This is a genomic window from Nitratireductor sp. CH_MIT9313-5 (assembly GCF_037029545.1).
Lineage (GTDB): Bacteria > Pseudomonadota > Alphaproteobacteria > Rhizobiales > Rhizobiaceae > Chelativorans.
The window spans coordinates 268464-280304 of record NZ_JAYMER010000017.1; the positions used below are offsets into that span (position 1 = coordinate 268464).

14 protein-coding genes and 1 pseudogene are annotated in these 11841 nt (G+C 59.2%); 7 read left to right on the forward strand and 8 right to left on the reverse strand.

Annotated elements, in window-relative coordinates; genetic code table 11:
* Positions 1-11 precede the first annotated feature (11 nt).
* From WA367_RS15295 to WA367_RS15315, 5 genes are read right to left on the reverse strand one after another with little or no spacing between them, the layout of a single operon-like run.
* Positions 12-764 carry an SDR family NAD(P)-dependent oxidoreductase gene (locus tag WA367_RS15295; protein ID WP_336057637.1) on the reverse strand — a complete coding sequence of 251 codons (753 nt, stop codon included), beginning with the start codon at positions 762-764 and terminating at the stop codon, positions 12-14.
* Positions 765-815: 51 nt separating this feature from the next.
* Complete coding sequence (locus WA367_RS15300; RefSeq protein WP_336057638.1) at positions 816-1553, reverse strand: SDR family oxidoreductase; 738 nt, start codon at positions 1551-1553, stop codon at positions 816-818.
* A 19-nt stretch (positions 1554-1572) separates the two neighbouring features.
* Entirely contained in the window at positions 1573-2412 is an 840-nt protein-coding gene (locus WA367_RS15305) for a fumarylacetoacetate hydrolase family protein (protein WP_336057639.1), read from the reverse strand.
* A complete protein-coding gene (gene eno, locus WA367_RS15310; protein ID WP_336057640.1) occupies positions 2409-3725 on the reverse strand; it encodes a phosphopyruvate hydratase in 1317 nt (438 codons plus the stop codon). The genes WA367_RS15305 and eno overlap by 4 nt, the downstream gene beginning before the upstream one ends.
* Entirely contained in the window at positions 3722-4735 is a 1014-nt protein-coding gene (locus WA367_RS15315) for a phosphotransferase family protein (protein WP_336057641.1), read from the reverse strand. Before WA367_RS15315 ends, eno begins: the two co-directional genes overlap by 4 nt.
* Before the next feature lie 103 nt (positions 4736-4838).
* Between WA367_RS15315 and WA367_RS15320 the strand changes: the two genes are divergently transcribed.
* On the forward strand, positions 4839-5837 hold the full coding sequence (locus tag WA367_RS15320; protein WP_336057642.1) for a LacI family DNA-binding transcriptional regulator: 999 nt from the start codon (positions 4839-4841) through the stop codon (positions 5835-5837).
* Between the two features lie 62 nt (positions 5838-5899).
* On the opposite strand, the gene WA367_RS15325 is transcribed toward WA367_RS15320, so the two are convergent.
* Positions 5900-6376, reverse strand: coding sequence for an SDR family NAD(P)-dependent oxidoreductase (locus WA367_RS15325; RefSeq protein ID WP_336057643.1), 477 nt, complete (start codon positions 6374-6376; stop codon positions 5900-5902).
* Positions 6345-6527, reverse strand: a complete 183-nt coding sequence (locus WA367_RS15330) for a hypothetical protein (protein WP_336057644.1) — start codon at positions 6525-6527, stop codon at positions 6345-6347. Before WA367_RS15330 ends, WA367_RS15325 begins: the two co-directional genes overlap by 32 nt.
* Before the next feature lie 81 nt (positions 6528-6608).
* Here WA367_RS15330 and WA367_RS15335 point away from each other — a divergent pair, with 81 nt between their 5' ends.
* Both WA367_RS15335 and WA367_RS18210 read left to right on the forward strand, forming a co-directional pair.
* A complete protein-coding gene (locus tag WA367_RS15335) occupies positions 6609-7502 on the forward strand; it encodes an FAD-binding oxidoreductase (RefSeq protein WP_336057645.1) in 894 nt (297 codons plus the stop codon).
* A pseudogene (locus tag WA367_RS18210) lies at positions 7487-7549 on the forward strand (hypothetical protein); the annotation flags it as partial. The gene WA367_RS15335 and the pseudogene WA367_RS18210, both read left to right, overlap by 16 nt.
* Before the next feature lie 291 nt (positions 7550-7840).
* Here the strand turns inward: WA367_RS18210 and WA367_RS15340 are convergent.
* On the reverse strand, positions 7841-8380 hold the full coding sequence (locus WA367_RS15340) for a TetR/AcrR family transcriptional regulator (protein ID WP_336057646.1): 540 nt from the start codon (positions 8378-8380) through the stop codon (positions 7841-7843).
* A 149-nt stretch (positions 8381-8529) separates the two neighbouring features.
* On the opposite strand from WA367_RS15340, the gene WA367_RS15345 reads away from it, so the two are divergent.
* The 4 genes from WA367_RS15345 (at position 8530) to WA367_RS15360 (ending at position 11775) form a co-directional block, all read left to right on the forward strand.
* Positions 8530-9714 carry an MFS transporter gene (locus tag WA367_RS15345; protein WP_336057647.1) on the forward strand — a complete coding sequence of 395 codons (1185 nt, stop codon included), beginning with the start codon at positions 8530-8532 and terminating at the stop codon, positions 9712-9714.
* 25 nt (positions 9715-9739) lie between these two features.
* Complete coding sequence (locus tag WA367_RS15350) at positions 9740-9928, forward strand: hypothetical protein (RefSeq protein ID WP_336057648.1); 189 nt, start codon at positions 9740-9742, stop codon at positions 9926-9928.
* A complete protein-coding gene (locus tag WA367_RS15355; protein WP_336057649.1) occupies positions 9915-11333 on the forward strand; it encodes an amidase in 1419 nt (472 codons plus the stop codon). The genes WA367_RS15350 and WA367_RS15355 overlap by 14 nt, the downstream gene beginning before the upstream one ends.
* Positions 11334-11457: 124 nt before the next feature.
* Positions 11458-11775 (forward strand): hypothetical protein, encoded by a 318-nt coding sequence (locus WA367_RS15360; RefSeq protein ID WP_336057650.1) that lies wholly within the window; start codon positions 11458-11460, stop codon positions 11773-11775.
* Positions 11776-11841: the final 66 nt, after the last annotated feature.

Here is an 11841-nt window from a genome sequence, read left to right on the forward strand (position 1 = left end):
CGGCTTTCCTCCTAATAGGTCGCACGTCCACCGGTCATATCGAACACCGCGCCCGTCGAGTAGGAACACTCGGGCGAAGACAACCATGCCACCATTGATGAAATTTCTTCCACGCTGCCCATGCGTCCCATGGGGATCTTGGACAGCATGTATTCGATATGCTCGGGCTTAACGTCGTCAAGCATCTCTGTCTTGATAACGGCAGGCGTGACCACGTTCACACAGATATTTGTGCGCGCCAGTTCCTTGCCGAGGCTCTTTGTCAGGGCGATTACCCCTGCCTTGGAAACCGAATAGGCCGAGGCATTGGGATTGCCTTCCTTGCCTGCCACAGAGGCAATATTGACGATGCGCCCGAAGTCTCCCTCCAGCATGTGCGGAACCACCGCCCGGCAGGTGTGGAAGCAGCCGTCAAGATTGACACGCTGCACTTGGCGCCACGTGTCCAGCGGATAATCGGTGACAGTCGCGTTCAAACCTGCAATTCCAGCCGCATTGACAAGGATATCGATGCGACCGAACCTGGCTTTTGCTTCGGCAACACCCGCCGAAACAGCGTCATAGTCCGTGACATCAACACCCGCAGCCAGAACGCGCTCACCACAGCCAAGCGCTTCACCAGCCTCGCGGACGCGAACGGCATCGATATCCCACAAAACGACAGAGGCACCGGAGGCGAGAAAGCGTTCTGCGATTGCGAAGCCCATGCCACGCGCGCCACCTGTTATGATGGCGGTGCGTCCCGCCAGATCAATCTGGTTCATGTTCTGGAATGCCTTTCAAAAACTCTTTTCGTGCTGACGGCCTGAGAGCGGTCAGATCGTGATCCCGCCATCGACATTGATGGTCTGGCCCGTGATGAATGAAGCGCGGTCGGAGGCAAGGAAGGTGCAAACCGCAGCAATCTCGTCAGGAGTACCCAGTCGACCAGAGGGCTGGCGGCTCATGAAAAAGTCCGTCGCTTTTTCCAGGCTCCCCATCTGCTCTGCCAGTTCGTTAATGCGTTCGCGCAGACTTGGACTGTCTACCGTTCCCGGACAGACAGCGTTGCAGCGGATGCCTGCACTCAGATAATCGGCGGCTACCGCCTTGGTGAGACCGATCACGCCACCCTTGGCCGCACCATAGGCCGCGCGCCTGGGGAAACCCTTCAACGAACTTGCCACCGAAGCGATGGTGATAATGCTGCCGCCTGCTTTCTTCATCCGCGGGACGGCGGCACCGATGACATTATAGGCGCTGTCGAGCGTGATGCTGCAGCTCTTGCGCCAATCCTGTGGCGTGGTTTCCTCTATCGTGCCCTGATGCACGTAGCCGACTGCGTGAACCAGCACGTCGATCTTGTCGAACTGCTCGAAATAGCGATGCACGGCCTCGTGATCCGTCGCATCAAGCTGCGCGGTCGATGCATCAAAATCCTCCAGCAGACGGGCATTTATGTCCGACGCATGAACTTCGGCGCCTTCCGCTCGCAGTGCTTCGGCGACCGCTCGGCCGATGCCCTGACCGGCAGCAGTGACCACCGCGATCCGACCATTCAGTTCATCCCCCATATTCTCCTCCCCCAGATCCTCAAAGCGCCACAACGCGCTGGCTTTGCCGGCCCAACCCACTGATACCGAGCTCGACCCGATCACCTATTTTCAGCCAGACGGGCGGCTTCATGCCCGCACCCACGCCGGGTGGCGTTCCCGTGCAGATGAGATCGCCGGGTTCCAATCGCGTGAATTCGCTCATGTAACTGACGATCGTCTCCGCATCGAAAATCATGGTGTCCGTATTGCCCGACTGCATCCGCCTGCCATTCACATCAAGCCACATGTCCAGTCCGCGCCCGCCATTCACCTCGTCTGGCGTCACGATCCAGGGGCCGGTGGGGCAGAAATTCGGGAATGCTTTGCCTTTCGACCACTGCCCGCCCCGTTCCAGCTGCCATGCACGCTCCGAGACATCGTGGACGAGGGTGAAGCCCAGAATGTGCTGGGACGCCTCATCGCGTGAAATGTTCAGCGCAGGCTTGCCGATCACGATGCCCAGTTCGACTTCCCAGTCGAGCTTGGTCATCTTCGGCGAGTAGAGAATATCGTCATCAGGGCCGCAATAGCTGCCCGACGACTTGGTGAAGATGATCGGCTCTTCGGGAATATCCATGCCGGCTTCAGCTGCATGGTCCGAGTAGTTGAGGCCGATACAGTAGATGTTTCGTGGCTGACTGATCGGCGCACCAATGCGCGCGTTGTCATCGACTAGGGGCAGCGTGTCGATATCAGCTCCGGTCAACTTCTCAACGAGGCTTGGAGTCGTTTCCGGAGTGATATCGGAGACAAGTGACACAAGGCTGCGGGCCCGTCCTTCAGCATCAAGGATGCAGGGCTGTTCCGCACCCTTCTCGCCTACACGCAAGAACTTCATGCTGCCACCTCACCCTTTTGTTTACCGTGCCACCACGTCTTTGCGAGCGGCGCACCTCCTACAAACTTGCCAGTGCCGAGCTCATCCGCGATGCGCAGACACTCATTCCACTTCGCCATGCGTTCAGAGCGCGTGAAGGAACCCACTTTCAACTGGCCGCAGCCAAGCCCCGTGGCCAGGTGGCTGATTGAGATATCCTCCGTTTCGCCCGAGCGAGCTGAAACGATCGCGCCCCAGCCCGCTTCGCGCGCGGCGTCATAAGTGTCAAAGGACTCGCTGACCGTGCCCGCCTGGTTCACCTTCACCAAGACGGCGTTGCAAGCTCCAGCCGCATCCGCTTCGCGCACCAGTCCGGCATTGGTGACAAGATAATCGTCGCCTATGATCTGCACATCCGATCCGAAGCGGCGGGTGAATTCGATCATGCCGCCTGCGTCGTCTTCGGCAAGCGGGTCCTCGATCGATACTATCGGATAAGCCGACAGCCAGTTACCAAGGAGGTCAATCATCTCACCACTGTCGAGTTCACGATCCTCAAGCGCGAGACGATATCGGCCGTTCTTCCCGAACTCGGACGCGGCGATGTCGAGGGAAATCACCACGCGATCACCGGGTTTTTCACCAGCAAGCGAGATTGCCTCGACAAGTGTCTCGAGCGCTTCTTCATTACTGGCGAAATTTGGCCACCAACCGCCCTCATCGGCCACACCCGCCAATGCCGAGCGACGCTTCATGATGTCGCCCGCCGCAAAATAGACCTCGCTCGTGACCTCCATCACCTCGTCGAAGGAGGATGCGCCGGGCACCATGATCATGAAGTCCTGAATGTCCACGCGGCGGCCCGCATGGGCGCCACCGCCGAAAATCTGGATTTCGGGCAACGGGAGCGAAGGCGAATAACCAAATCTATCGGCGACATGGCGCCACAGCGGCTTGCCGGCCTCGGCAGCCGCCGCATGCAAAACTGCAAGCGAGGTTGCGACGCTGGCATTGCCGCCGATTTTCGCCTTGAGCAGAGTATCGTCAAGCGCATTGATCGCAGCATCGATACCGCTCTGGTCGCCAGCCTCCATACCTGCCAGGGCTGGCGTGATGCGGTCGCGAACGCTTGCAAGAGCCAGCCCCACATCCTTGCCGCGCAGCTTGTCGCCACCATCACGCAGGTCAAGAGCCTCACGCGAGCCACGTGATGCGCCAGCTGGCGCAATCGCGCGTCCACGGGCGCCGCTCTCAAGGCAGACTTCCACTTCGACGGTCGGATTTCCGCGCGAGTCCCAGACCCGCCTGCAATTGATATCGGTGATGGCGCTCACGCCTGCACCTCCTTAACTTGTGATTGAAGATGATCGAAAAGCGCGGAAAGCGTCTCGCGTGGCTTCACGATGAATGCTGTTGCGACTCGGCGCACGTGATCTTGGGTGGGTTCGGAGAGATATTCGACGGGGGACTTGCCATCGACACGTGCCAGCATGAGCGCGGGCAGAAGTGCCGCGACCCGTATCTCCAGCATATACTTGTTTTCCCAACTCACATGCTGCGCGTAAGCCTTCCAGAGGGCCCGCGCTTCATTCATCAGTGCATCGGCGCGCTGCGGCAAATGCATGGCCTTGAGCACAAGATGATTGAGGCAAAAGCCGACATCGAATGCAGGATCACCCATGGTCGCACATTCCGCATCCAGCAGTATCGGGCGGTCGTCCCGAAACAGGATATTCTTGGGACTGACATCCCCATGCACAAGCACCAGGCGCGCCTGATATAGCTCAGCACCCATGGCGCGCAGCCGGTCAGCTAGATCGGGATGCTTCTTTGCGGTGAAGTAGAGGTAGGGCTCGATCCGCAGCGCCTCGAAATCGTCGCGGTTCTGAAACGCGCTGGCATTGAAGCTCTTCGAAGTGCTCGCCGCATGGATGCATCCCAGAACATCCCCGACCGCTGACGCGCGACCGGAATTGACTTCGCCTGCCAGCAACTCGCTCTTCCAGAGCGTGACACTGTTGCCCGCGAGATATTCCATCACGAAGCCATGCTCGCTTTGCGAGCGGCCATGAAGCTGCAACGCGCATTCCGGCGCCACCGCGGCGGCAACTTCAAGCCAGGCATATTCGGCACGATTGCGATGAACGGGCGCCCGCCAGTCGGCCTCAACCTTCAGGCGCGGCAGCGCGAATTTCACGCAATAGCTGGTCGAGCCGCAATCCACACGGGCGATATCCGACGCCACGCCCCCAGTCAGCGGCTTCACCCGAATAGGCGTCGTGGCTTCACACAGACCAAGCTCCATGAGGAGGGCTCGGCAGCGGGTTTCCAGTGCTGTTTCCATTACGACCTTATCAAACAATGTTCACGTGAACAATTATTGACTTGCCGACTCAAGTGTCAAGTCTGCTAAAAGGCCTATGCGACACTTTCGCGGGGAATTTTTGTTGGCACAACGCGTTACGATCAAGTCCATTGCCCACGACCTCGGCATTTCACACATGACGGTATCACGGGCATTATCGGGGCATCCCAACGTCAATGAAGAAACGCGCGAGGCCGTGCTTCAGCATGCGCAGAAGCTTGGCTATGTCAGAAGCGCTGCGGCCGCCGCCATGCGCGGCGAAGGCACACGCATCATCGGATTGTTGCTGCCTAACATTGTCAACGAATTTTACGCACGGTACGCCAATGCGCTGGCATTGGCCTGTGATGCGCGTGACCACCAGCTGATCATTCACCTGACGAATGACGACCATGTGCTTGAACATCGAGCGCTGCTGCGTCTGCAGCAGGTTCAGGCCGATGCGGTGGTTTATGTTCCCGCCCCGCGCCCCGGCGGGAGCGAGGAGATCCGCGGCTCGGGCATGCGGCTCATCCAGCTCCTGCGCCATCGACAAGAAACACGCAGCACGCAGTTTGTCAGCCTGAACGACGCGGTGGCAATAGGAGATGCCGTGCGCCATCTCGCGCATGGGGGACACCGCAATATTGGTTATATCGGCGGCAGCGAAGATCTATCCTCCGGACGTGAGCGCCTGCACGCCTTCCGCAAAGGGCTGATCCAAGCTGGCCTGGAAGAACGGACAGACGCAGTGCACACAGGCAGCCCGACCTTCGAGACCGGCCGTCGCGCAGTGGGCGCCCTCCTCGCCGATGAAGCGATTGATGCCGTGATCTGCGGCGGATTCGAGATTTCGAACGGCGCGCTTTCGGGTTGCATGGAAAGCACCCGCTATCGGGGCGGACATTTCAGCCTTATCGGCTACGGCAATCCGTCCTACTACCGCTGGATAGGTGATGGTATCGCAACGGTAGACATTCCCGTTGAAGAGCTCGTCAATGGCGCAATGGAGCTTCTGGCCGATCAACACCCCGATGCCCCAACACACAACAAGGTGGTTCAAGCACGTTTTGTTGTGCCAGGCCGCAATACCGGGCACTAGCCGGCACTGACCGAAAACCAAAGGCCTCGCTGCCGGGCAGTGCCGTCGGCTGCTCCTGCCCTTCAAACCACTCCGCCGTCGACCACGATGCACTGCCCCGTCACCATGCGCGCCGCGTCCGATGCCAGCCACATGGCGCAATCAGCAATATCCGACGGCCGGATCAGATCAGGGATGCACTGCAGCGCATGGGTCTCACGGATCCAATCCTCGCTCACTTGGCCCGTCACCCGCTCGGTCACCACCCGTCCAGGAGCAATGGCATTGGCGCGGATGCCTCTTGGCCCGAGATCCCGCGCCAACCCGCAGGTCAGGCCGACGATCCCTGCCTTTGCCGTGTGATAGGCGGTCAGGTTCCCTGCCAGCTTCATCCAGGCGGTGGAGGACAGGTTGACGATCGCTCCGCCACCGGCCTCGGCCATTCCGGGCGCGATCAGACGCGAAAGGATCGCATGGTGATCAAGGTTGACGGAGAGCATCCAGCGCCATTGCTCTTCGGTCTGCTCCTCAAAGGGAATACGCCGGTCGACCCCGGGCATTGTTGACCAGCACTGTCGCGGGACCTTGCGCGGCAGTGGCGGCATCGACCATCGAGTGAATGGCACTGCTGTCAGTCAGGTCGCAGGTCCGAATTTCGATCCGGTCGGCCTGCGCGGCGATCTCGGCCAGACCGTTTGTGTTCAAATCCACCGCGGTTACCCGCGCGCCTGCGGACGGCGCAACCGCGTCAATGGCCGATTGCGGCAGAATGGAAGTGGCTGTGTTCTGGAAGTGACGCAAAGCTTTGGCAACTGCCCGCAATATATTCACCAGCGCGATTGGCATCATGTCGGCAACACCGACGCCGCTCCGGCCAGGACTTCCAATCAACTGACGGAGGCGCAGGCGCGATGGATTGCCTCATGGGACACGTTCTTTATTGGCTCCGGCATAGCTGAAGCCGCAGACGGAAGCGCTTCGGGTTTCGACGCGTCGCATCGCGGAGGTTCGCCCGGCTTCGTTGAGGTCATGCGTGATAACAAATTGCGCTTTCCCGATTACGCTGGGAACAATTTCTTCAACACGATCGGAAATCTGCTATGCGATCCGCGTGTCGGCCTGCTCTTCGTGGACTTCGAGAACGGTGGACTGCTGCATGTGACAGGTCGCGCCGAAATCGTGTGGGACGGCAAGCACAGCCGTGACCCGCAGGCACGCCGCGAGGTGATCGTAACCATCGATAAGGTGGTGGAGCGGCAAGGCGCTCTTTCATTGCGCTGGCACACCAGCCAATTGAATGTCCGGCGACTGCGCGTCGTGGAAAAACGCTGTGAGAGTCGGGACATTACCTCTTTCCATCTGGCGCCTTTAGACGGCGCTCCCCTTCCCCCTTTCCTGCCGGGTCAACATCTGCCCATCGAACTTCACATCCCCGGTCAGGCAACACCCACAAAACGCAGCTACTCATCATCCGGTGCGCCGGCAGCGCAGACCTACCGCATCAGCGTCAAGCGCGAGGACCGGGGTCTTGCCTCGGCCTTTATGCATGACCAGCTCGAAGTTGGGGATGTAGTGCAGGCTCGCGAGCCTTCGGGCGACTTCGTTCTCCCCTCGGGCGACACACCTCTTGTTTGGCAAGTGCCGGTGTGGGCGTCACACCCATGGTCGCCATGCTTCATGAACTGATCGAGACAAAGACCTCCCGCCCGGTCTTCTTCGTGCAAGGCGTGCGCGACGGCGCGTCCTATCCCTTCCAGAAGGAAGTGGCGAAACTGGCTTCTGGCAAAACAAGCGTCAGCTTGCGCACATGCTTTTCCGCCCCCAGGCCCGAGGATTTCCCCCTACCTTTCCATGCGAAAAAGGGGGCGGGTGACGGCACAGGATCTGCTCTCGCTAAACGCAGGGCCGGACGCGGCCGGCGGGTTTCATCTCGTCGCTTGCAAGCGGGCTGGAAAAGGGCGGCATACAGGACGAGCATATTCACTACGAGACTTTCGGCCCGGCAAGTTGAAAACCGCCTGTCTTCAACGCTCCAGTGTCCGTTGCAGCAGTGCGATCGCGTAGTCATCATCGGGTGCAGCGCGCGTGAACAGGATGCGATACATGACCGGTGCGATGACACCGTCCAAAAGCTCGTCCGTAGATGGCGGTTCATCGGAAGCATCACGGGCCCGATCAAGGATGGCGTCCAGCTGTTGGCGGGTATAGGCGGAACACTGCCCCGCATTTTCCGCGCGCTCGCCGCCCAGAACCTCGCGCAGCATCGCGCGCCCAGGGTCGGAGGACATTTCCTCCACGAACTGACGCAGCCAGATCTCGAGATCCCTGCGCCAATCACCGGTAGCTTCCGGTGGTGCGTCAGGACGCAGATTCTGCGCTGCGACCTGCGCGAGCAGCTCGTTCAATGTACCCCAGCGCCGATAGATCGTGGACGGCGTCACACCTGCACGCGCGGCAATCGCGGGTACCGTCAGATCAGGACCATCCGGCTCCTCACGCAACTCTTCGACGGCCTTGAAGATCGCAGCCTGTATGCGCGCGGACCGTCCGCCGGGGCGCGCCATCGCGCGACCTCCCCCGTCCGTTTCTCGCGTGTTTTCAACCATTTCGAAGTTTCCAATTCAATATCCAACCTCCTTAACGCAAAATATTTGCATTAGTGCCCTCATTTCACTATAACGCAAATTCTTAGCTTTTACACGAGGCAACCTCAATGACCTTGCTTTCCGATCGACCGATTGCCCGCACCTGCAGAAGTCGTGATCTGGGACTTCACGCGGTAACGCTGATCGCTTTCCTGGCCGCGTCCAGTGTGCCCGCACCGCTCTACCCGCTTTACCAGGCGCAATGGGGTTTTTCGGCCTTCACCATCACGCTGGTGTTTGCGGTTTACGCACTCGCACTTCTTGTAGGTCTCCTGTTCTTTGGAACCATGTCCAATCGCTTCGGCCGACGCTTCGTCATATTGCTGGCGCTGGGCATTCAACTTGGCGCCATGGCGCTTTTCCTTTCGGCGCGCGACAGCACATGGCTGATCGTCGCCCGTATCGTACAAGGATTTGCCACAGGCCTTGCCACGACCGCACTGGCAGCAGCACTCCTCGATGTCGATCAGAAAACGGGAGCAACGATCAACAGCATTTCGCCGATGATCGGAATGGCTGTTGGCGCATTGGGTTCAGGTCTGCTCGCGCAACTGGCGCCCGCACCGCTTCATCTGGTCTTTGTCGTATTGGTAGTCCTTTTCGCAGTTCAAGCGCTGCGCACCGCTGGAAGCCCCGAAACATCCTCTTCTCTGACTGATGAGCCATGGAGACCAAGCCTGCGCATGGACATCCCAGCAAATGCCCGGCGCACATTCCTGCTCGTATCTCCAATCAACATTGCCGTATGGGCACTTGGTGGTTTCTTCCTGTCCCTGATGCCCTCGATCATCACCGAGATTGCGACTGAGCAGGTGCAGATGCTTGGCGGCGGAGCAGTGGCCGGACTGACATTGGCTGGTGCAGTTGCTGTTATGACACTTCGCGGCAGCACCCCCAGAACAGCGCTTCTGGCAGGCAGCGTGGCGATGATCCTTGGCCCCGCGATCATCCTGGCCGGCATGCATCTGACCAGCACGATGATCCTGATGGCAGGAGCAGTTGTCTCGGGCCTTGGCTTCGGTGCCGGATTCCTCGGCGCGATGCGAAGCCTTGCGGCCCTTGCAATGCCCGAGAAGCGCGCTGGCCTCCTCGCCGCCTTCTACACCGAAAGCTACGTCGCGAATGCCGTACCTGCGCTGATCGCCGGCTTCATGGCCCGGCATGGCGGGCTGTTTGAAACGGCAACGATATTCGGCGCAGCCATCATCGCACTCGCAACACTTTCTCTCCTGCTGAACCTCTCGAAGAAATGAAACCCGACCTCATGGAGCAATCCGCATGATCCCTCCATACAACCCGCAACTGGTAGCCGACCTGGCGCGCCAGCAGCATCTTCCGCTTCCGCAAGAGCGATTGGAAATGGTGGCTGCCACCCTGACCCATGTCCGCAACTTCATCATGAAGCTTGAGACCCCCTCCCCGAATTCCAGTCTGAACGCGAAAGGTTCTACCGATGAAACCGCATGAACTGTCTCTGACCGGCGCTGCTGAGTTGATAGCGCAGAAAGCGCTGTCGCCAGTCGAGCTCGTGAATGCTGTCATCGACCGCATCCTTGAAATGGACGACGCTGTGGGTGCCTATTCCCTGCGCCTCTTTGAGGAGGCCCGCAAGGACGCAAAGCGTGCCGAACAGAAGCTGATGGCGGGCGACCCGATCACGTCGCTACACGGCATACCTATCGCGTTGAAGGACCTCATCGATGTTGAGGGGCTGCCCACAAGTGCAAGCTCGCGGGTTCAGGACGGACATATCGCCCGAAGTGATGCCGAAGTAACCGCCAGCCTGCGCAAGGCAGGTGCCATTATCATCGGAAAGACACACACGCACGAATTTGCATTTGGGCTGACCACTCCGCAGACAGCCAATCCCTGGAACCTCGACCACACTCCAGGCGGATCAAGTGGAGGCTCTGCTGCAGCAGTGGCTTATGGTGGCGCAGTTGCTGCGATCGGGACGGACACAGGCGGCTCGATACGGGTACCCGCAGCACTGTGTGGTGTGGTTGGCTTGAAGCCGACGCGCGACAGTATCTCGCTCAAAGGTGTCTATCCGCTCTCGGCATCACTCGACCATGTCGGCCCCATCACACGGACGGTAGGAGATGCCGGCTTGATGTTCGATCTGCTTTCATCGGAGAGCGGCGCACGTGCGGGCGCGGCCGGAAACGATCGTGCCAGGCCCGACCTCGCCGGAGTGAAACTTGGGGTGACTGCAAATTACTTCTATGAGAGATTGGACCCGGAAATAAATTCCACTCTGCAGAAGCTGTGCACGTTGCTCAAGGATGCCGGCGCAGAACTGGTCGAAATCTCCATCCCCGAAACCGAAACGATCATGCCGGCCCAATGGGGCATCATGCTGGCTGAAGCTGCATTCGTACATCGGGAAAACATTCGATCAAAACCGCATCTCTACGGCGATGACGTGCGCATTCTCTTGGAAACCGGCTGCCTGTTGCCTGCGCAGGACTACCTCACGGCAAAACGCGCGCAAGCCAGACTGAGCGAGATCTGGTCCGCCTTGTTCACGCAGGTCGATGCTCTGATCGTGCCAAGCGTTCCCCAGATTGCTGCAAGGCGAAATCAGGAGACATTCACCTGGCCCGATGAGACGAGTGAAACAGTGGTCGAAGCCTATGTCCGCCTGAATGCCGTAGCAAATCTGACAGGGATTCCCGCTCTGACTGTTCCCGCTGGTCTGCATTCCTCTGGCCTACCCTTCGGAGTGCAGCTCATGGGGCCACACCACTCTGAGCCGCTGCTGTTCCAGTTAGGAGAGGTCGTCGAAAGTGCTGATCCAATAGGCAAATGCCGCAAAAGCCTGCCTGTTTCTCTTCCGGTCATCGCTCAAGGTATCGCTGCCATACGATAGGAACGGCAAACCGCTGATAAGCCGGTGCCATAGGCGCAGTCATACTGGTATTGTTTTCTGTGTCCCGCGTCTGGCAAACAGCTTGCAGCAGTGAACTCAGTCACCGTTGATCCCCTCACCTTCCATGTTCAAGACAAGCTTGCAGGTTCTGTGTAGCTCCGAAGCGGTCAATACGAGTGATGAGGTCAAACAGGCTTTCATTCAGCTGGCACGCAGTCTCATCCAGAAGATCATCGTCGCGCCCAGAGATAAGAAGGGCGTTGACCTCACCATCCATGGGCATCTTGCGACCGTGCTTGCCACGCTGGAAGCCTGGCGTGAGGAGGAGCGCCGCCTGAAGGAGGGCTTTCACCAAGAGTTTGTGGCGAAGCGAGAAGCTGGCGCATTTCAGACGGTCGATGACCGTATTCGCTTAATGGAGCGTTTTGATGGCTGCGCTTGAATCAAAAAAAGCGCTCGTTTGAGCGCTTTTGGAATGATTTGGTTGCGGGGGCAGGATTTGAACCTG